Origin of the sequence: Gemmobacter sp. LW-1, assembly GCF_001303875.1 — a bacterium.
Lineage (GTDB): Bacteria > Pseudomonadota > Alphaproteobacteria > Rhodobacterales > Rhodobacteraceae > Gemmobacter > Gemmobacter caeni.
The window spans coordinates 129,115-148,776 of the sequence record NZ_LJSC01000030.1 but is presented as its reverse complement, the minus strand read 5'-3'; the positions used below and the strand labels follow the sequence as shown (position 1 = coordinate 148,776).

General features: G+C 64.9%; 16 protein-coding genes. 8 read left to right on the top strand and 8 right to left on the bottom strand.

The window, feature by feature from the left end; all coding sequences use genetic code 11:
* Positions 1-40: 40 nt before the first annotated feature.
* Complete coding sequence (locus tag AO684_RS06020) at positions 41-517, top strand: PaaI family thioesterase (RefSeq protein WP_054301863.1); 477 nt, start codon at positions 41-43, stop codon at positions 515-517.
* Here AO684_RS06020 and AO684_RS06015 read toward each other — a convergent pair.
* The 3 genes from AO684_RS06015 to AO684_RS06005 all read right to left on the bottom strand — a co-directional run bounded on the left by AO684_RS06015 (position 507) and on the right by AO684_RS06005 (position 5,084).
* Positions 507-1,586 (bottom strand): DUF2235 domain-containing protein, encoded by a 1,080-nt coding sequence (locus tag AO684_RS06015; RefSeq protein ID WP_054301833.1) that lies wholly within the window; start codon positions 1,584-1,586, stop codon positions 507-509. The genes AO684_RS06020 and AO684_RS06015 overlap by 11 nt on opposite strands.
* Positions 1,573-3,840, bottom strand: a complete 2,268-nt coding sequence (locus AO684_RS06010; RefSeq protein WP_054301832.1) for a xanthine dehydrogenase family protein molybdopterin-binding subunit — start codon at positions 3,838-3,840, stop codon at positions 1,573-1,575. Before AO684_RS06010 ends, AO684_RS06015 begins: the two co-directional genes overlap by 14 nt.
* 98 nt (positions 3,841-3,938) lie before the next feature.
* Positions 3,939-5,084, bottom strand: coding sequence for a type III PLP-dependent enzyme (locus AO684_RS06005; RefSeq protein ID WP_054301831.1), 1,146 nt, complete (start codon positions 5,082-5,084; stop codon positions 3,939-3,941).
* A gap of 214 nt (positions 5,085-5,298) precedes the next feature.
* Here AO684_RS06005 and AO684_RS06000 point away from each other — a divergent pair, with 214 nt between their 5' ends.
* On the top strand, positions 5,299-5,730 hold the full coding sequence (locus AO684_RS06000) for an Lrp/AsnC family transcriptional regulator (RefSeq protein ID WP_054301830.1): 432 nt from the start codon (positions 5,299-5,301) through the stop codon (positions 5,728-5,730).
* A 75-nt stretch (positions 5,731-5,805) separates the two neighbouring features.
* Here the strand turns inward: AO684_RS06000 and AO684_RS05995 are convergent, their stop codons facing one another.
* Positions 5,806-6,441 (bottom strand): helix-turn-helix domain-containing protein, encoded by a 636-nt coding sequence (locus tag AO684_RS05995; protein ID WP_054301829.1) that lies wholly within the window; start codon positions 6,439-6,441, stop codon positions 5,806-5,808.
* A gap of 90 nt (positions 6,442-6,531) precedes the next feature.
* Between AO684_RS05995 and AO684_RS05990 the strand changes: the two genes are divergently transcribed.
* From AO684_RS05990 to AO684_RS05980, 3 genes are all read left to right on the top strand, one after another.
* Positions 6,532-6,900, top strand: coding sequence for a DUF1428 domain-containing protein (locus AO684_RS05990; RefSeq protein WP_054301828.1), 369 nt, complete (start codon positions 6,532-6,534; stop codon positions 6,898-6,900).
* Positions 6,897-7,649, top strand: coding sequence for a VOC family protein (locus AO684_RS05985; RefSeq protein WP_054301827.1), 753 nt, complete (start codon positions 6,897-6,899; stop codon positions 7,647-7,649). The genes AO684_RS05990 and AO684_RS05985 overlap by 4 nt, the downstream gene beginning before the upstream one ends.
* 104 nt (positions 7,650-7,753) lie before the next feature.
* Complete coding sequence (locus tag AO684_RS05980) at positions 7,754-10,861, top strand: valine--tRNA ligase (RefSeq protein WP_054301826.1); 3,108 nt, start codon at positions 7,754-7,756, stop codon at positions 10,859-10,861.
* 92 nt (positions 10,862-10,953) lie between these two features.
* Here the strand turns inward: AO684_RS05980 and AO684_RS05975 are convergent, their stop codons facing one another.
* Positions 10,954-12,582 (bottom strand): MFS transporter, encoded by a 1,629-nt coding sequence (locus AO684_RS05975; protein ID WP_054301825.1) that lies wholly within the window; start codon positions 12,580-12,582, stop codon positions 10,954-10,956.
* Positions 12,583-12,701: 119 nt separating this feature from the next.
* Here AO684_RS05975 and AO684_RS05970 point away from each other — a divergent pair, with 119 nt between their 5' ends.
* Together AO684_RS05970 and AO684_RS05965 are read left to right on the top strand one after the other, a co-directional pair.
* Complete coding sequence (locus AO684_RS05970) at positions 12,702-13,034, top strand: DUF1992 domain-containing protein (RefSeq protein ID WP_054301824.1); 333 nt, start codon at positions 12,702-12,704, stop codon at positions 13,032-13,034.
* A 37-nt stretch (positions 13,035-13,071) separates the two neighbouring features.
* Positions 13,072-14,181: a pyridoxal phosphate-dependent aminotransferase gene (locus tag AO684_RS05965; protein WP_054301823.1), complete on the top strand. Its 1,110-nt coding sequence runs from the start codon at positions 13,072-13,074 to the stop codon at positions 14,179-14,181.
* Here AO684_RS05965 and AO684_RS05960 read toward each other — a convergent pair whose 3' ends face one another.
* A complete protein-coding gene (locus tag AO684_RS05960; RefSeq protein ID WP_054301822.1) occupies positions 14,182-14,571 on the bottom strand; it encodes a hypothetical protein in 390 nt (129 codons plus the stop codon). It abuts the gene before it with no gap.
* A 155-nt stretch (positions 14,572-14,726) separates the two neighbouring features.
* Positions 14,727-16,238, bottom strand: coding sequence for an Asp-tRNA(Asn)/Glu-tRNA(Gln) amidotransferase subunit GatB (gene gatB, locus AO684_RS05955; protein ID WP_054301821.1), 1,512 nt, complete (start codon positions 16,236-16,238; stop codon positions 14,727-14,729).
* A 167-nt stretch (positions 16,239-16,405) separates the two neighbouring features.
* On the opposite strand from gatB, the gene AO684_RS05950 reads away from it, so the two are divergent.
* Entirely contained in the window at positions 16,406-17,017 is a 612-nt protein-coding gene (locus AO684_RS05950; RefSeq protein ID WP_229825186.1) for a transglycosylase SLT domain-containing protein, read from the top strand.
* A gap of 43 nt (positions 17,018-17,060) precedes the next feature.
* Here AO684_RS05950 and pepN read toward each other — a convergent pair whose 3' ends face one another.
* A complete protein-coding gene (pepN, locus tag AO684_RS05945) occupies positions 17,061-19,616 on the bottom strand; it encodes an aminopeptidase N (protein ID WP_054301820.1) in 2,556 nt (851 codons plus the stop codon).
* Between the last annotated feature and the right edge of the window lie 46 nt (positions 19,617-19,662).

Sequence of the window (19,662 nt, the reverse complement as noted above, 5' to 3'; positions counted from 1 at the left end):
CAGGCGGCGTGCGGCTTGCAAGAAACCGGCTATGACCGACATGCCCCCCATCGCCCGCACCCCCGCCGATCTGCCCAGCCGCGACACGTTGCTGTCGATGTCGGGGCTGGAGTTCATGCAGAAGGTGCTGGCAGGCGATCTGCCACATCCCGCCATCGCCGGGGTGATGGGCTGCCGGATCACCGAGGTGGAGCCGGGCCGCGTGCTGGTGCGTGGCACGCCGGGTTTTCAGCACACCAATCCGTTCGGTGCCGTACATGGCGGCTGGTATGGCACGGCGCTGGATACCGTTCTGGGCTGCGCGGTAATGACCGGCGTGCCGCAGGGGCGCTGGTATACAACGCTGGAATACAAGGTGAATATCACCCGTGCCCTGCCCGTCGGGATGGAGGTCGAGGCTGAGGCGCTGCTGGATCACGCAGGCCGGTCCACCGCCGTGGCGCATGGCACCATCCGGGGTCTGGAGGACGGGAAGGTTTATGCCACCGGCTCGACCACCTGCATCATCATGGCGTGAAGGCGCGGCGCCAGAAGCCCGTGCGCTTTGGCACCGATGACAGCGCCGTCGGGTGAACCCTTTCCGATCTGTCGCGCCCGATGATCCGGGGGCGGCGCAACAGGAAGGCCCCGCCGAAGCCACGCCATGTGCCCACCATGGGTGCTGCCGGATCACAGGGAAACCGCGCACGCCAGCCGGGCGGCAAGCTCAGCCCGCAGGCCTCCGCCCTTTCCAGCATCCAGACCAGCGGGATATTGGCCAGTGGGCGCGCGGCCTCGAAATCGCCGATCTGGCCGCCGATATCGCCATGGCTGCCGCGAAACCAGACCTGTTCGACATTGCCCTCCCATCCCGGCGGGCAGGTCCAGAGCACCGGCTCAAACACCTCGCGCGTTTCATTCAGCGCCAGTGCGTGAAAGCCGTGGCGGACAGAGGCCCCGAGCTGATGGTTGTGAAAGGCGTGGCGGTGTTCGGTCAGCATCCAGAGGCCCGGCAGCCGCAGGCCCAGCGCCTTCACAGTATCCCAGACCCCGACCATCTGGATCGGAGCCGCCGGATGGCAGAAGCGGGTCACGAAGGCGCGTGACGCCGCGCTGTCCGGTCCGCGTTCATAGTGGCGATAGGCCAGCGTCACATTGCGCTCGGTCGCGTTGTCATGGGTCAGCAGGCCCACCCGGTCGATCACCCCGGCAAGGCTGCGCACCGCATAGGCGCCACGGGAATAGCCCATAAGGAAGATGCGGTCGCCGGGGCGATAGTGGCTCGCCAGATAGCCATAGGCGCGGCGGATCTGCCGGTTGATGCCGCGCCCCTGCATCACATCCAGCGTCTGCCGCCAGTTCTGCCATTGCAGGCCGGGTTCATAATAGACTGATCGGCGATTGCCCGGCGCCGGTTCGCGCAGCAACAGGTAGGCAAAGCCCGCGTTGCTGTGGCTGTCCGGCTCCAGCGAGGCAAGCGTACCGTCAAGGATGATCACATGATCCACCACGCCGCGTCGCGCACCGGGCGGCGGCGGGTCGGGCGGATCAGTCTGCACCACCGGATGACGGCGCAGCCAGTGGCGCAGACGGTCAATCAGACGCATCGCGCGCCTCCGCCAGCGCGGCCCAGATCCGCGCCGGGGTGAAGGGCATTTCCACCCGCGCGCCCAGCGGCGCCAGCGCATCGGCCACCGCATTGGCGATCACCGGCAGGGCACCCACCGTTCCCGCCTCGCCACAGCCTTTCATGCCCAGGGGGTTGGTGGCGGTTGGCGAAGGTTCCGAGGCGAAGCGGATGAACGGCAGGTCCGAAGCGCGCGGCAGCGCGTAATCCATGAAACTGCCGGTCAGCAACTGCCCCTGTGCGTCGAAAACCGTCTCTTCCATCACCGCCTGACCGAAGCCCTGCGCCACCCCGCCCTGCACCTGCCCCTGCACCAGTTCCGGCGCAATCAGCGTGCCGAAATCATCGACCGCCGTATAGCGATCCAGCCGCAGAGCGCCGGTTTCGGGGTCAATCTCCACTTCGGCGGCATGGGCGCCATTGGGGAAGCTGCGCCCCTCCAGCCTGGTCGTCGCGGAATGGCGCAGCAGGTCGGCCCGACCTGCGGCGCGCGCCTGATCGGCAACTTCGATCAGAGTGAAGGCAAGATTACGCCCCTCGGCCTTCAGCACACCATCAGCATAGCGGAAAGGCACGCCTTCGCGTTCCGCCAGCCAGGATGCAAAGGCATCGGTCATGGTGGTGACCGTAGCCCGCATCGCCGTGCCCTGCACGGTGACCGAGCGGGAGCCGCCAGTGCCGCCCCCGCGTGCGATGCGGTCGCTGTCACCCTGCAACACGGTAATGGCACTTTCCGGCAGGCCGGTCAGGTCGGCCAGCATGCGGGTATAGACCGTCTCATGCCCCTGCCCGTTCGACTGTGTGCCAACGTAAAGGATCACCCCGGTTTCGGTAAATTCCACCGTGGCGGTTTCCTCGGGCGCGCCCATGATCGCCTCGACATAAAGCGCCATGCCCCGCCCACGCAGCAAGCCGCGCGCCGCCGAATCCGCCCGCCGGGCGGCAAACCCTGCCGCATCCGATTCCGCCGCCAGCCGCGCCAGCAAACGCGGGAAATCGCCGCTGTCGATCACCTCGCCATTCCAGAAGCTGTAAGGGAACTGCCGGATCACATTGCGTGCGCGCAGATCCTCGGGTGACAGGCCAAGCTCCCGCGCGGCGGCATCCATGGCACGTTCCAGCGTCAGGATCGCCTCTGGCCGCCCCGCGCCGCGATAGGCATCGACCGGGGTGGTATTGGTATAGACCCCCTCCGCCCGCAAATGCACCGCCTGCACGTCGTAGACCCCGCTCAGCACCTTGGCAAACATCTCCGATTGAACGCCCTGTCCGAATTGCGAGTTATAGGCGCCAAGGTTTGACACAAGATTGACGCGGCAGGCCACCAGCCGGAAATCGGCGTCGAAACCCAGTTCCGAGGTCGCCTCCAGATCGCGGCCCGCATTGTCGGACAACATGGATTCGCCACGATCCGCCATCCAGCGCACAGGACGGCCCAGCATCCGCGCGGCGGCACCAAGGCAGATATATTCCGGGTAGGGCATGGCCTTCATGCCGAAGCCGCCGCCGACATCGGGGTTGGTCACCCGCACCGCATCCGCCGGCAGGCCAAGCTGGCGGGCAAGTTCCGCCTTCTGGCCCCAGACGCCCTGCCCGTTCACCGCCAGATGCAACCGGGTGCCATCCCATTCCGCCCAGGCACCGCGCGGCTCCATCGACGCCGGGGCAATGCGGTTGTGGCGGGTGGTAAACCGGATGCGATGCGCGGCGGCAGCCAGCGCCGCCTCCACCGCCCCGCCATCGCCCTGCTCATGGGTGAAGGCATGATTGCCCGGAGCCTCGGGGTGGATGGTCGGCCCGCCCTCGGGGAAAAGCGCAACCGGCAGATCGCGCAGGTCGGCCTCGATCATCTCCACCGCGTCGCGCGCCTGGTCGAGGGTTTCCGCAACCACCATGGCCAGCGCCTCGCCGACATGCCGCACCCGTCCCAGCGCCAGAACGGGCCGTTCCGGTCCGGCGCCCTTGCTGCCGTCGAGCTGCGTCACGCGATAGCCGCGCATGCCCAGAACGACCCCGGCCCCGGCCAGACGCTCTGCCGTCAGGACCAGCTGAACGCCCGGTGCCGCCTCTGCCGCCTCTACATCCAGCGACCGGATTTCGGCATGCGCCACCGGGCTGCGCAGGAAGGCCACCCACAACGCGCCTTCCGGCACGATGTCCTCCACATAGCGCCCCTTGCCAGTCAGAAACCGTTGATCCTCCAGCCGCCCCTGCGCCTTGCCAAACATCGCCATCCCCTTGTCCTGTCAACGGAATGGTAAACGCCCGGCGGGACAAGTCCAGCCGGGCGCGCGATGTTTTGAAAGACTGCCCTGAAAGACAGAGGCCGCACTCAGACCTTCAGCGACAGCACCGTCGCGATGGTCAGTTCGCCAAAGCCGTTGAAGCGGGTGTTGGTGGCCAGCGAATAGGCACCCATGCCGTGAATTACCAGATAATCGCCCTCGGCAATGTCCTCGGCCAGCATCAGCTCGCCGGGAATCCGGTCTACCGAATCGCAGGTCGGGCCAAAGACGATGCGCGAGGCCAGTTCACTGTCACGGCGCTTGCCGACGGCATCCACCACCTCGATCCGGTCGATCACGCCCACCAGCGGCAACTCGGCCAGCGCGCCATAGACGCCATCGTTGAGGAACACATGCTGCCCGTCGCGCACCGCCTTGACCTTGGCGATATGTGTGAAGGCATCGCCGCAGAGGCCCCGGCCCGGCTCGCACACCAGCATCGGACGCTGGTCACCAAAGGCTTCGGTCGCCACGCGGTCGATCAGGTCAAAGGTTTCCTCGATCTGCGGCACCACGGCTTGCAGGCGGTGGTTCGGAAAACCGCCGCCGACGTTCAGCCGCGCCACGGTCACGCCCGCCTCCTGCGCGATGTCAGCGGCCGCGCGGATGTAAGCCTCCCAGGCATGCGGGTCGGTGCATTGCGTGCCGGGATGGAAAGTCAGCGAGGGAATGAACCCCGCCTCGGCCGCGCGTTTCAGCAGTTCCGCCGCCAGTTCCACCGTCGCACCGAACTTCGCGCCGAAGTTATAGGCCGCGCCCGCCACCGGCAGTTTGAAACGCACCGAAATTTCACAGCCCTCAGCCGGGACCATCTCGATCAGCTTTTCCAGCTCCGAGGCCGAATCGACGGAATAGCTTTTCACCCCCATCTCGACCGCCACCGCGATTTCGGCGCGGGCGCGCACGGGGTTGTTGTAATGCATCGCCGCATCCGGCGCGATACGCCGCACCAGCCGCATCTCGTTCGGGCTGGCCACGTCAAAGCCACGCACCCCGGCGGCCGAGAGATTCTCGATCACCACATCAGCGGGGTTGGTCTTGACCGCATAGGTCACCATGCCCGGAAAGCCGTCGATGAAGCGGCGCGCTGCCGCCTGCAACACGGCAGGCGAGAAGAACAGCACCGGATTCTCCGGCTGCACGGTACGGATATATTCGGTCGGGTTGGACCAGATCGTTTTGGAAAGTCCCATCGGCGTGTCCCTTCTGCCAACAGAACGCAAGCGGCCATTGCCCGGTTCCCACCGGGAGCCAGCACCTGCGCGGTCATTACAACCAGGCCAGGTGCGTATGAGCCGCCCTTTTCCTGAAAACGTGGAATGCGCATATGGGACACAACTTCACCGATGAAAACCACAAAAACTTAGTGTATCGGTGACAGAATGACGAAATAGCCGGGCGAATTGCATGGACGAACTGGATCGCAACATAATCGGGCTGCTGGGGGCGGATGCCCGCATGTCGGTGGCCACACTGGCCCGACGCATGAAGGTCGCCCGCTCCACCGTGCAGGCGCGGCTGGAGCGGCTTGAGACCACCGGCGTCATCGCCGGATACACGCTGAAACTGGGCGAGGCGGCGCGGCAGGGCCGGTTGCGGGCCAGCGTGCTGCTGACCATAGAACCCCGCGCCCAGGCGGCGATTCTGACGCGGCTGAAGTCGATTGCCGAGATCGAGCGGGTCTTTACCACCTCGGGCCGCTATGACCTGCTTTTACAGGTGGCCGCGCCTTCGACGCAAGTGCTTGATCAGGTGCTGGACCAGATCGGGGCGCTGACCGGCGTGGTCAGTTCCGAAAGCCTGATCCATCTGTCGACGAAATTCGACCGGGCGGTGTGACCCCGGCTGCGCCTGGCGCAAATTTCTTTCCAAAGAAATTTGCAAAAGTTTTCCTGAAAACTTTTGCGCGCGGCTTCAGCGGAGTGTGAACAGGTCGACGAAGGCCTGCCCTTCCTCCGGGTCACCTTCGAACCCGATCATACCCTGCGCCGTGGCAGTCAGTGGCTGCGGGCCATAGATCGCCGCCGCCATCGCATTGGTGCCGCCGCTGAACTGCAAGGTGGCGGGGCCATTGCCGCGCTCCACCTTGAAGCGGCCCGGCCCGGTGCGGATGGTGAAGCTCTCCTCCCCCAGACGCATCGCCACCCGGTGCTCGCCTGCCCGCGCCCTTGCGCAGGTGGCGCGCATCGACAGCATCAGCGCGGTCGGGCTGATGAACCGTCGCGGGTCGTGCCCCGGCTGGCGCGCGCCCCAGATGCACAGCGCCCGCAGCACCGGCCAGAGGGCCAGCCCCGCTTCTGTCAGCCGGTAAAGCTGCACCTTGGCGGGTTCCGGCATCTGCTCGCGCGCGACCACGCCCGCCGCCTCCAGCCCTTCAAGCCGCTGCGTCAGGACATTGGCGCTGATCCCCGGCAGCCCCTCGCGCAAAGCGCCGAAACGGCGCGGGCCCAGCATCATCTCGCGCACCACAAGCAAGGCCCAGCGATCCCCGATCAAATCCAGCGCATGCGCCGCGATACAACCTTCCTCATAGCTTCGCCCCGATGACATCGTGCCCTTGGTTAGTTTATATAACTTTTAGTTGCTTTTCATAACTACACCCGCCACCCTTGGCCCTGCAAGTGTCTGGAGGGTGCACGCATGGCTTACATTGACGGTTTCGTCATTCCGGTCAAAACCGAAGACCGCGAGATCTACCGCGACCACGAAGCGAAATGGTGGCCTTACTTCCGCGATGAAGGCGCGCTGTCGCTGGTCGTTGGCTGGGGGGACGACGTCCCACCCGGCAAGCACACCGATTTCCTGCGCGCGGTCGAGGCCAAAGAGGATGAAACCGTGGTGCTGTGCTGGATGATCTGGCCCGACAAGGAAACCCGCGGCCGCGCCTACGAGAAGATGATGAAGCTGGCCGAGGAAGATCCGGCCGAATTCACCAATATGCCCTTTGATGGCAAGCGCATGATCTTTGGCGGCTTTACCCCGCTGTTGATGGAAGGAGCAGCGAAATGAGCGCACACGGCGCCCCCTGCTGGTATGAGCTGACCACCGGCGCTGTTGCCCGGTCGCAGGCGTTTTATGGCCCGCTTCTGGGATGGGACTTTCAGGATGCCGGGATGGAAGGCTTTTCCTACATCCTGGCTCTGCGCGACGGCGCCATGGTGGCGGGCATGATGGAACCCGACACGCCGATGCCAGAGTTCTGGATGGTCTATTTCGCGGTCGGGGATTGCGCCGCTGCCTGCGATAAGGTGACCGCGCTGGGTGGCAAGGTTTTCCGCGCGCCCGAGCCGATCCCCGGCACCGGCATTTTTGCCATTGTTGTCGATCCGCAGGGCGCCGCCTTCGGCCTGCTTCAACCGCTGGAGGGGCAGCAGGGCGCGGCCTTTGACCAGATGAAACAGGGCCACGGCAACTGGCACGAATTGCACAGCACGGACCCCGAGGCAGGCCTTGCTTTCTATACCGCGCTGCTGGGCTGGACGCCTTCAACGGCCATGCCGATGGGCGAGATGGGCAATTACCAGCTTTTCGCCCGCGAAGGTCGCGACATTGGCGGCATGATGCGGCTGCAAAGCGAGGGGGTGCCCTCGCACTGGCTGCCCTATTTCGGTGCGCCCTCGATCAAGGCCGCGATGGCACAGATTGCCGAACTGGGCGGCCAGGTGTTGCATGGCCCGCAAGAAGTGCCCGGCGGCGCTTTCATCTGCATGGCGCAGGACAGCCGCGGCGCGCATTTCGCGCTGGTCGGCGGCGCCTGAGCCAAAGCCGGAAAACACGCGCGGCGGCTGCATCAGGCCGTCGCGCCCCTTCCCCTCGGGCGGCGCATTGGCTACATCCCTTGGCAACGAAAAGGGGAACGATCATGCCGATGGAAAAGACCTTCAACGCCACCGAGGCCGAAGCGCGCATTTCGAAGCAATGGATCGACGGCAAGGCCGGGCGGGCCGGTGCCAATGCAAAGCCGGGCGCGCCTGCCTTCTCCATCATGATCCCGCCGCCCAACGTGACCGGCAGCCTGCATATGGGCCATGCCTTCAACAATACGTTGCAGGACATCCTGACCCGCTGGCACCGCATGCGTGGCGATGACACGCTCTGGCAACCCGGCACCGATCACGCGGGTATCGCCACCCAGATGGTGACAGAACGCGAAATGGCGAAGAACCAGGAACCTTCGCGCGCCGAAATGGGGCGCGAGAAGTTCCTCGAACGGGTCTGGCAGCAGAAGGTCAAATCGCGCGGCACGATCATCGGCCAGTTGCAGCGGCTTGGCGCCTCGTGCGACTGGGACCGCGAAGCCTTTACGATGTCCGGCGCCCCCGGTGCGCCGGAAGGCGAGACCGGCAATTTCCATGATGCCGTGATCAAGGTCTTTGTCGATATGTATCGCAAGGGCCTGATCTATCGCGGCAAACGCCTCGTGAACTGGGACCCGCATTTTGAAACCGCGATTTCCGACCTCGAGGTCGAGAATATCGAGGTCGCGGGCCATATGTGGCATTTCAAATACGAACTCGCGGGCGGCGAGACCTATGAGTATGTCGAGAAGGACGAAGACGGCAATGTGACCTTCCGCGAGAAGCGAAACTACATTTCCATCGCGACAACCCGCCCTGAAACCATGCTGGGCGATGGCGCGGTGGCGGTGCATCCTTCGGATACGCGCTATGCCCCCATCGTCGGCAAGATGGTGAAGCTGCCGCTGTGCGACCGTCTGATCCCGATCATCACCGATGAATACCCCGATCCGAACTTCGGCTCGGGCGCGGTGAAGATTACCGGCGCGCATGATTTCAACGATTATCAGGTCGCAAAGCGTGCGGGCCTGCCCTGCTACCGGCTGATGGATACCCGTGGCCGGATGCGCGCCGACGGCGCACCCTATGCCGAGGCGGTGATCCGCGCCCGCGAAATCGCCGCCGGTTCGCCCACCAATGAATCCGAAGTGGACAGCCTGAACCTCGTCCCCGAGAAATATCGCGGCATGGACCGGTTCGAGGCCCGCAAGGCGGTGATCGCCGACATCAATGCCATCGGCCTTGCTGTCACCGTGATGATCCGCGAAACCGACCCGGAAACGGGATCGGAGCATCTGCGGCTGGAGCCGGTGGTCGAGAACAAACCGATCATGCAGCCTTTCGGGGATCGCTCGAAAGTCGTGATCGAGCCGATGCTGACGGACCAGTGGTTCGTCGATACCGCAAAGATCGTGGAACCCGCGCTGGAGGCTGTACGCACCGGCCGGGTGAAGATCATCCCGGAGTCAGGCGAAAAGACCTATTACCACTGGCTTGAGAATATCGAGCCCTGGTGCATCTCGCGTCAGCTCTGGTGGGGTCACCAGATCCCGGTGTGGTATGGTCTGGATGTCTGGCCGGCCGGCTTCCGCGATGACGAGGGCGACAATGCGCTGGACGAGGTGGAGCTGTTCCGTCTGCTCGCCGATGGCGCCTTTAACCATGCCGATCCGGTCTACCACTGTGCCCATGACCTTCAGGCTGTGGCCCAACGCTTCATGGATGACCTCGCGCCCCTGCCCGCGCCGCTGAACCATGCCCGCGTGGTCGAGGTGGAAAACCGTGATGCGGCGGTCGAGGCACTGGCGAAGGCTTTGGCCGATTACAACCTGACGCAAGACCCAACGCATCTGGTGTATCCGGTGTGGCGCGACGCCGATGTGCTCGACACCTGGTTCTCCTCGGGCCTCTGGCCCATCGGCACGCTGGGCTGGCCCGAACAGACCCCGGAACTGGCGCGGTATTTCCCGACCAGCGTTCTGGTCACCGGGCAGGACATCCTGTTCTTCTGGGTCGCCCGCATGATGATGATGCAATTGGCGGTGGTGGAGGATATCCCTTTCCACACCGTCTATCTGCATGGCCTCGTGCGCGACGCCAAGGGCAAGAAGATGTCCAAATCCCTGGGCAACGTCATTGACCCGCTGGAAATCATCGACGAATACGGCGCCGATGCGCTGCGTTTCGCCAATGCCGCCATGGCCTCGCTTGGTGGCGTTCTGAAGCTTGATACCCAGCGCATCGCCGGTTACCGCAACTTCGGCACGAAGCTCTGGAACGCCTGCCGCTTCGCCGAGATGAACGGCGTCTGGGAGGGCCACGCGACGCAAACCGCCGCCCCGCAGGCCAGTGCCACCGCGAACAAGTGGATTATCGGTGAAACCGCCAAGGCGCTGGCCGAGGTCAACGCGGCGCTGAATGATTTCCGCTTCGATCAGGCGGCAGACGTGCTTTACAAATTCGTCTGGGGCAAGGTCTGCGACTGGTATGTCGAATTCGCCAAACCGCTGTTCGACGGCGATCAGGCGGCCGAGACGCGCGCGACAATGGGCTGGGTGCTGGATCAGTCCATGATCCTGCTCCATCCGTTCATGCCCTTCATCACCGAGGAACTCTGGTCCACCACCGGCAAACGCGACGGGATGCTGGTCCATGCCGACTGGCCGTCCTTCGGTGCCGAACTGATCGACACAGAAGCCGACCGCGAGATGACCTGGGTCACCGGGCTGATCGACGACATCCGCTCGGCCCGCACGCAGATGCATGTGCCGGTCGGGCTGAAGCTCGACATGCTGGCGCTGACCATGGATGCCGCCGCCCGCGCGGTCTGGGATCGCAACGAAGTGCTCATCAAACGGCTCGCCCGCATCGAAAGCCTGGCGGATGCCGCCACCGCCCCGAAAGGTGCGCTGTCCATCGCGGCCGAGGGCGCCAGCTTTGCCATCCCGCTGGAAGGCATCATCGACATCGGCGCCGAAAAGGCGCGGCTGGTGAAGGCGCTTGAGAAACTCCAGAAAGAAATCGCGGGGCTGAAGGCGCGGCTCGACAATCCGAAGTTCATCGCCTCCGCCAAGGAAGAGGTGGTGGACGAGGCCCGCGCCAATCTGGACGCCCGCGAAGACGAGGCCGCCAAGGTCGCCGCCGCCGTCGCCCGTCTGGCAGAGATCGGCTGAGGCATTTTCTGTCGGAAAATATCCTCAGGGGGTGAATGCGCCGCAAGGCGCAGAGGGGGGCAGACAGCCCCCCTTCCTTTTTCACCCCGCCGTCACGGCAGATCAGGCCCAGGTTTCAACACCATCTCACCCGGATGCGGGATGCTGTGCCGCTCGATCATGCGGTGCACCACGGGCTTGCCCGGCCCTCGGTGCAGGGCTTGCAGCCGCTCCAGATTGGCAAGATCGGCCTTCGTCCGCCGTTCGACATGTCGGATATATTCGACCCAGGTCGCGACGTGGTAGCTTTCGACCCAGATATCGGGGTCTTCCAGATCGCGCAGCAGCGCCCAGGCCCGCGCGCCATCACGGCGACGGATTCGGCGACGTTCCTGCATCACCTCCAGAAACGCAGGCACATCTTCCTCGGCGATGCGATAGTCGATCATCACCATGATCGGCCCCGACCGCCCCCGCAGATCCAGCCGCAGCGGCGGCGCATTGAACGGCCCCACCGGATCAAGGCTGAGGCCGCCGAACTCGCCCACCGCCAGCCACAGCCCCGACAGCGCGGCCAGCACCAGCGCGCCTGCGGCGAAGTAAAGCGCAAGGCTGACGCCGCCCGCATCCGCCACCGCGCCCCAGACCCAGGCGCCCACTGTCATGCCGCCAAAGGCCGCCGTCTGATAGAAGGACAGCGCCCGCCCGACCACCCAGCGCGGCGAGGATAATTGCACCGTCACGTTGAACAGCGACAGCGACATGACCCAAGCGCCGCCGCAGATCAGCAGCGCAGGCGCGGTCATCCACAGGCTGCGGCTCAACCCCAGCGCGACCAGCCCCACGGCAAAGACCAGACAGCCGCCGCGCACGATGCTTTCATTCTTCAGCCGTGCCCGCAGCGGTCCGTTCAGCATCACCCCGCCGATGGCGCCAAAGCCGAAGGCGCCCAGCGTGATGCCGTAGGTCAGCGCGGTGCCGTGCAGCAGATCGCGCGCCACCATCGGCAGCAGCGCCAGCACCGCGCAGGCCCCAAAGCCGAACAGCCCCGCCCGCGCCATGGCCCGCATCAGATTCGGAGACATCGCCACATAGCGCAGCCCCGACGACAGCGCCGCCCGCAGGGATTCGCGCGGCAGCCGCCGTTCGGGATAGGCCGGGCGCCAGCGCATCAGCGCGCCCAGCAGCGGCAGATAGCTCGCCGCATTGATGGCAAAGGCCGCAGCCGCACCGAACGCCGCCACCACCGCCCCCCCGATCGCCGGTCCGACCGAGCGCATCATATTGAACCCCATGGAGTTCAGGCTGACGGCCTGCGGCAGATCCTCGCGTTCCACGATATCGCCCATGCTGGCCTGCCAGGACGGATTGTAGAGCGCCGTGCCGCAGCCGATCAGGAAGGTGAAAGACAGCAGAAGCCAGGGCGTCATCGTGCCCCAGAAGGCCACGACCGACAGCGCCACCGAGGCGGTAAACAGAAAGACCTGCGCCCAGATCAGGATGATGCGGCGCGGGAAATTGTCGGCCAGCGCGCCTGCGATCAGCGACAGCACCATGATCGGCAGCGTGTTCGAGGCCTGTACCAGCGCGATCAGCTGATGCGAGTCGGTCAGCGAGGTCATCAGCCACCCCGCCCCGACCGTCTGGATCAGTCCGCCAAGCTGCGAAATCACCGTTGCAGTCCAGAGCAGGCGGAAGTCGGGGTTGGCGAAGGGGGCGAAAGTCGGTCTGCGTTCGATCACTGTCAGGCCTCGGGCGACACGTTATCCGGGGATGCCGCCATATCGCGCCGTTTCGCCGCCGGGTGCAACCCTTTGTCGCAGGTCTTGTCTTTACGTCCGGGCAGGCCCAGAATCAGCGCATGACATGGCTGAACCGCATTGCCGAACGGATGATGACGAAAGCCCGCTCCGAGGGGCAGCTTTCGGGCCTGAAGGGTGAGGGGCAGCCTTTGCCTGATCGGCCCGGCGATGCCTTCGTTTCAGCAGGCGGGGCTGTGGGGTTTCGCATCATGGCCGAAGCCGGTGCGCTGCCCGAGGAAATCACCCTGAAAAAGCAGGTCCTCGCCCAGCAGGCGCATCTTGCCACGCTGGTGGACGAGGCCGAACGCAAGGCGGCAATGCGGGTTCTGGCCGATCTGCAAATGCGGCAGGCCATGGCCGAAGAGGCGCGGCGCGCCTTCATGAAAGGCTGATCTTGCAGGCCGGCCGGTTTCCGGCTGATATGCGGCCATGACCCAGTCCCCGCGTTACACCCCGCTCGTTCAGTCGCTGCCCGCCACCGTGCCCTTCGTCGGACCGGAAACCGCAGAACGCGCCTCGGGCCACCATTTCACCGCGCGGCTTGGCGCGAATGAGAACACCTTCGGCCCCTCGCCCCGCGCCATCGCCGCAATGGCGGCAGCAGCGCAGGATGTCTGGATGTATGGCGACCCGGAAAACCACGATCTGCGGGGCGCGCTGGCGGCGCATCACGGCGTGACGCCGGATCATATCGTGGTGGGCGAAGGGATTGACGGGCTGCTGGGCTATCTGGTGCGACTGGTCGTGGAACCGGGCGATGCCGTGGTCACCTCGGATGGTGCCTATCCGACCTTCAACTTTCACGTCGCAGGCTTTGGCGGGGTGCCGCACAAGGTGCCGTATATCGGCAACCATGAAGACCCAGAGGCGCTGCTGGCCCGCGCGGCGGAGGTTCAGCCGAAACTGCTGTATATCGCCAACCCGGACAACCCGATGGGCTCGCACCATCCCGGCACCGTGATCGCCGATATGGCGGCCCGGCTGCCCGAGGGCGTTCTGATGGTGCTGGACGAGGCCTATATCGACCTCGCGCCGCCGGGGACCGAGGCCCGGATCGACGCAGACGACCCGCGCGTGATCCGCTTCCGCACCTTTTCAAAGGGATATGGGATGGCAGGGCTGCGTGTCGGCTATGCCATCGCGGCGCCGGGGCTGGTCTCGGCCTTCAACAAGGTGCGCAATCATTTCGGCATGGGGCGCATCGCGCAGGCCGGGGCACTCGCCGCGCTGGCCGATCAGGACTGGCTGGCCCATGTGCGGAACGAGGTCGCGACATCCCGCGACCGTCTCACCGTGATCGCGCACGACAACGGCCTGACACCCCTGCCCTCGGCCACGAATTTCGTGACCATCGACTGCGGTGCCAATGGCGATTTCGCGCGCGCGGTCGTGCGTGAACTGGCGGCGCGCGGCATCTTCATCCGCATGCCCTTCGTTGCGCCACATGACCGCTGCATCCGCGTCAGCTGCGGCCCCGCCGCACTGATGGACAAGTTCGCGGCTGCCCTGCCCAAGGCATTGGCCGCCGCGCGTGGCTGATCACTCGGCGGCGATTTCAGGGTTGTCGGAAGGCTTTTCCTGCGGACGTGCCGGGCCAACGGCAGGCGCCCGGCCTTCCTCCGTATGCGTGGTCAGACGCGCGGGCATCGCCGCAGCAACTTCGGCCACCTCGGGCAGCGCCGCGACCGCTTCGGCCTGAACCGGACGGCGGAACACCAGCATGTTGTGGAAATTGGTGGCCTTGCCCGTCAGACCCACCCGTTCATCACAGGGCAGGACATCAGCCCGGACATAATCCCAGCCCTCGGCGCCCAGCCGGTTCATCAGCTGCATCAGCGCATGGGCGAAACGGTCTTCGACCGATTTCAGACCCCGGACCTTTTCGGCCTTGCGCGGCGCCGGAATGACCTTGAATTCATACTGCTGCATGCGTGCCTCCCGCAAACTTCGCGCAGAATGTCAGATTCCGCGCGCAAGTCCAAGCGATTGAAAGATAATCCGGCACAAAGCGGCCGATGGGCAGGGATGAAATAGAAAAAGGGCGGATCTGGTGTCCGCCCCCTTCCTGTCTACCAGCCCTTGCGTCAGAGCCCGAGCTTTTTGGCCACCATCTCGTTTACCACCGCCGGATTGGCCTTGCCCCCGGTCGCCTTGAGCACCTGACCCGTGAACCACCCGGCGAGCTTGGCATTGACCTTGGCCTTTTCCACCTGCGCCGGATTGGCGGCAATCAGATCGTCCAGCGCCTTCTCGATGGCGCCGGTATCAGTGACCGCCTTCATGCCGTGCGCCGCCGCCACCTCGGCGGGGTCACCACCTTCGGTCCACAGGATTTCAAACAGATCCTTGGCCATTTTCGAGGTGATCTCGCCCTTCGACAGCAGATCAAGCATGCCACCCAGTTGCGCAGCCGTGACCGGGCTGTCGCCGATGGCGTGACCTTCCTTGTTCAGCCGGCCGAACAGTTCGTTGATGACCCAGTTCGCCGCCAGCTTGCCATCGCGCCCCTGAGCCACGGCCTCAAAGAAGGCAGCCGAATCCAGCTCGGCGGTGAGGACGCTGGCATCGTAGTCAGTCAGGCCGAAATCGCCCATGAAGCGCGCTTTCTTGGCATCGGGCAGCTCGGGCATCCGCGCGGCGATGTCATCGACCCATGCCTGCTCGATTTCCAGCGGCAGCAGATCCGGGCAGGGGAAATAGCGATAGTCATGCGCCTCTTCCTTCGACCGCATCGACCGGGTTTCGCCCTTGTCAGGATCGTAAAGCCGGGTTTCCTGCGTGATCGAACCGCCATCTTCCAGAATGGCAATCTGGCGCCGCGCCTCGTAGTCAATCGCCGCCTGAATGAAGCGCAGCGAGTTCATGTTCTTGATCTCGCAGCGCGTACCCAGATGCGAGAAATCCTGCGTTTCCTGATACTTCTCGTATTGGCCGGGGCGGCAGACCGACACGTTCACATCCGCGCGCAGGTTGCCGTTCTGCATGTTGCCGTCGCAGGTGCCCAGATAGCGCAGGATCTGCCGCAGCTTGGAGACATAGGCTGCCGCTTCCTCGGGGCCGCGAATGTCGGGGCGGCTGACGATCTCCATCAGGGCGACGCCGGTGCGGTTGAAATCGACGAAGGACATGTTCGGGTCCATGTCGTGAATCGACTTTCCGGCGTCCTGTTCCAGATGGATGCGTTCGATCCGCACCAGTCGCGCCACGCCAGGCCCCATCTCCACCAGCGCCTCGCCCTCGCCCACGATCGGGTGGTAAAGCTGGCTGATCTGATAGCCCTGCGGCAGGTCCGGGTAGAAGTAATTCTTGCGGTCGAAGGCCGAGCGCAGGTTGATCGCGGCCTTCAGCCCCAGCCCCGAACGCACCGCCTGTTCGACGCAATATTCATTGATCACCGGCAGCATGCCCGGCATGGCGCAATCAACGAAGCTGACATTGCTGTTCGGCTCGGCCCCCACGGCGGTGGAGGCGCCGGAAAACAGCTTGGCGTTCGAGGAAACCTGGGCGTGAATCTCCATCCCGATCACCAGTTCCCAGTCGTGTTTCGCCCCGGCGATCACCTTCGGTTTCGGCGCTTCATAGGTCAGGTCGAGCATCGGTTTCCCCTTGCAAACTTGCCCCCTTCATAGGCAGCGCCACGCAGCGCGGCAAGGCGCTGCGGGCGGATTTTCGCGCATGTCCGTACAGCACGCTTGCCCGCAGGGCGGTTGCGCAGGCAAATAACGCCTGTCGCCGCTGGGGGCGATGCCACCTTGGGCAAGGGATGCTGGGGAAAACTGCGATCATCCGGGGTATGCAGGGCGCGTTCGTCGCACTGGCTCTGGCAGGCTGCACGACCGAGGCCGCACAATTGGTCTCGCGCGCGGCGGAACCGCCCCCGATGCGCTGGGACCACCGCCCGGAAGCCGCCGAATGGACAGCCAATACCCTGATGGCCGTGGCACAGGAAGATGAGGTTCTGGCCGATCGCGTTCCCGCAGATATCGACAGCTGGTGTCCGGCCTACAGCGACGCGCCCCTGCCGCAGCGCCGCGCCTTCTGGGCCGGGCTGATTTCAGCGGTCGGGAAATATGAAAGCAGCCACAACCCGGCAGCAGTCGGCGGTGGCGGCAAGTATATTGGAATCATGCAGATTTCGCCGCGTTCTGCACGCAACTACGGCTGCGAGGCCACGTCGGCCTCGGCGTTGAAGAACGGGACTGCCAATCTGGACTGCGCGGTCGAGATGATGGCCTACCATGTGCAGCGGGACGGTATGGCCGTCGGCGGCGGCAATCGCGGAATCGGACGCGACTGGATGCCCTTCCGCAAGTCGAATACGCGCGCGGAAATGCGCAACTGGATCAGCCAGCAGATTTACTGCCAGAAAGGCTGATGACCCGGTCGGGGGGCATCAGCCCCCCGGATGGACCTTTAGCTCAGCCCGCCATGCGCGTCGCCATCTCGGCCAGATCGCGGCTGAGACCGGAGGTGGCGAGGATGCGGGCCAGTTCAGCCCGGATCAGCCCCTGACGTCCCGAATCGTAGCGCCGCCAGGTTTCGAAGGCGGTAGACATACGCGCCGCCGTCTGCGGGTTCTTCGGGTCCAGCCGAAGCAGCCAGTCGGCCAACAGCCGGTAGCTGGCACCATCCTGATAATGGAACCCTGCGTGATTGGCGCTGAGCGCCCCGATGACCGACCGGAAGCGGTTGGGGTTCTTCCAGTCGAAATCGGCCCGCGCGGTCAGGCGTTCGACCGTTCGCGCGGTCTGGTCGGGGGCGGCATGCAGCACCTGAACCATGAACCATTTGTCCATGACCAGACGGTCCCCGCGCCAGCGCGCCTCGAAGGCGTCAAGCTGCGGCTGGCCACGCCCGATCTCCAGCAACGCCGCAAGCGCGGCAAGGCTGTCGGTCATGTTGGTCGCGGCGGCAAAGGCCGCCTCTGCGGCCGCGCCTCCGTCGCGCAGGCTGAGCAGCCCAAGACAGGCATTATGCAGCGCCCGCTTGCCCGCCTGAACCGCATCGGGCGAGAAGGCGCCAGTGATCTGCGTCGCCTCCATCAGCCCGGGCAAGGCCGGGGCCAGCGCCCCGGCCAACGCCGCCGCCATGCGCCGCCGGGCCGTATGAAGTGCTGCCGGATCGGGCTGTTTGCCTGCGGCCGCCAGGGTCGCGGCCATGTCATCCTCCCCCGGCAGGCGCAGCGCCAGGGCGCGGAATGCGGGATCAAGGCTGTCGTCCTGCACCAGCCGCACCATCGCCTCCAGCCAGTCAGGACCCACGGTCGGGGCGCCTGCTGCCAGATCGGCCAGCACCTCTTTCGCCAGCGCGCGCCCCGCCTCCCACCTGTTGAACGGGTCGGTGTCATGCGCCAGCAGGAAGGCGCGCTCCGCCGCACTGACGGCGCGGTCCAGTACCACCGGCGCCGAGAAGCCGCGCAGGATTGAGGCAACGGGACGACTGGCAAGCCCCTCGAAGCGGAAGCTCTGCCGTGTTTCGGTCAGCTCCAGAACGGTGGTCGGCTGCACCTCGTCACCGTTCGGGTTCAGCAGGCCCACAGCCACCGGAATCACCTTCGGCGCTTTCACCGGTTGCCCCGGTGTCGGCGGCAGATGCTGTTCCAGCGTCAGTGAGTAAATACCGTCCTTCCACTCCTCCTGCACCGTCAGACGCGGGGTGCCTGCCTCGGTATACCAGCGCTTGAACTGCCCGAGGTCGCGGCCGGTCGCATCCTCGAACACCTTCAGCCAGTCCTCTATCGTCGCCGCCTCGCCATCGTGGCGCGCGAAGTAGAGATCCAGCGCACGGGCATATTCCGCATCGCCCACCAGACGCTTCAGCATGCCGATGACCTCGGCCCCTTTTTCGTAAACGGTGGCGGTGTAGAAATTGTTAATCTCGACAAAGCTGTCAGGCCGCACCGGATGGGCCAGCGGCCCCTGATCCTCGCGGAACTGCCGCGCGCGCAGCGCCTGCACATCCTCGATCCGCTTCACCGCATGCGACCGCATGTCGCCCGAGAACTGCTGATCGCGGAATACGGTGAGCCCTTCTTTCAGGCACAGCTGGAACCAGTCGCGGCAGGTGATGCGATTTCCAGTCCAGTTGTGGAAATATTCATGCGCGATCACCGCCTCGATCCGTTCATAATCGGTGTCGGTCGCAGTCTGGGGCGAGGCCAGAACCAGCTTGGAGTTGAAGATGTTCAGCCCCTTGTTCTCCATCGCGCCCATGTTGAAATCGTCCACAGCGACGATGTTGAATACATCCAGATCGTATTCGCGGCCGTAGACCTGCTCATCCCAGCGCATTGAACGTTTCAGCGCATCCATCGCATAGGCACAACGCGATTCGTCGCCCGCGCGCACCCAGATATTCAGCGCGACCTCGCGGCCCGAGGTCGTGAGGAAATGATCAGGCAGCGCTACCAGTTCCCCCGCGACCAGCGCAAACAGATAGGCTGGCTTCGGCCAGGGGTCATCCCATTCGGCCCATCCCGGCCCCTGCCCCGCCGGATTGCCGTTTGACAGCAGCACCGGCAGATCGCTTTCGATCCGCACATGAAACCGCGCCATGACATCCGGGCGGTCGGGGTAGTAGGTGATCTTGCGGAAACCTTCCGCCTCGCATTGCGTGCAATACATGCCGTTCGACATGTAAAGCCCCTCCAGCGCGGTATTGCCCACGGGGGCAATCTCGACCTCGGTTTCCAGAACGAAAGGATCGGCAGGCAAAAGCGCGGCGGGCAGCGTCAGGCCGGTGTCGTCGGGCTGGCAATCCAGCGGGGTGCCGTCCAGCGCAAGGCGGATCAGCCGCAGACCTTCGCCATCCAGCCGCAAATCCGCGCCGGGACTGCGCGCCGGATCAGGGCGGAAATGCAGCCGCGCGACGACCCGCGTCGCCTGCGGCGCCAGCCGGAAGGTCAACTCCACCCGGTCGAGTGGATGGCTGTAGGGGCGGTAGTCGGCCAGGTAAACGGTGGTCTGCTGCGTCATGGCGGTCTCCTTCGTCGTGAAGGCTACCCGATGGCGCGGCAGGCGC

Coding starts and splice junctions, on each gene's coding strand:
- AO684_RS05995 (WP_054301829.1), bottom strand. CDS start 6,441: ATGTCATCGGGGCGAAGCTATGAGGAAGGTTGTATCGCGGCGCATGCG.
- AO684_RS05960 (WP_054301822.1), bottom strand. CDS start 14,571: ATGCAGCAGTATGAATTCAAGGTCATTCCGGCGCCGCGCAAGGCCGAA.
- AO684_RS05950 (WP_229825186.1), top strand. CDS start 16,406: ATGCTGGGGAAAACTGCGATCATCCGGGGTATGCAGGGCGCGTTCGTC.
- AO684_RS06020 (WP_054301863.1), top strand. CDS start 41: ATGCCCCCCATCGCCCGCACCCCCGCCGATCTGCCCAGCCGCGACACG.
- pepN (WP_054301820.1), bottom strand. CDS start 19,616: ATGACGCAGCAGACCACCGTTTACCTGGCCGACTACCGCCCCTACAGC.
- AO684_RS06015 (WP_054301833.1), bottom strand. CDS start 1,586: ATGCGTCTGATTGACCGTCTGCGCCACTGGCTGCGCCGTCATCCGGTG.
- AO684_RS06000 (WP_054301830.1), top strand. CDS start 5,299: ATGGACGAACTGGATCGCAACATAATCGGGCTGCTGGGGGCGGATGCC.
- AO684_RS05970 (WP_054301824.1), top strand. CDS start 12,702: ATGACATGGCTGAACCGCATTGCCGAACGGATGATGACGAAAGCCCGC.
- AO684_RS06010 (WP_054301832.1), bottom strand. CDS start 3,840: ATGGCGATGTTTGGCAAGGCGCAGGGGCGGCTGGAGGATCAACGGTTT.
- AO684_RS05980 (WP_054301826.1), top strand. CDS start 7,754: ATGCCGATGGAAAAGACCTTCAACGCCACCGAGGCCGAAGCGCGCATT.
- AO684_RS06005 (WP_054301831.1), bottom strand. CDS start 5,084: ATGGGACTTTCCAAAACGATCTGGTCCAACCCGACCGAATATATCCGT.
- gatB (WP_054301821.1), bottom strand. CDS start 16,238: ATGCTCGACCTGACCTATGAAGCGCCGAAACCGAAGGTGATCGCCGGG.
- AO684_RS05990 (WP_054301828.1), top strand. CDS start 6,532: ATGGCTTACATTGACGGTTTCGTCATTCCGGTCAAAACCGAAGACCGC.
- AO684_RS05985 (WP_054301827.1), top strand. CDS start 6,897: ATGAGCGCACACGGCGCCCCCTGCTGGTATGAGCTGACCACCGGCGCT.
- AO684_RS05965 (WP_054301823.1), top strand. CDS start 13,072: ATGACCCAGTCCCCGCGTTACACCCCGCTCGTTCAGTCGCTGCCCGCC.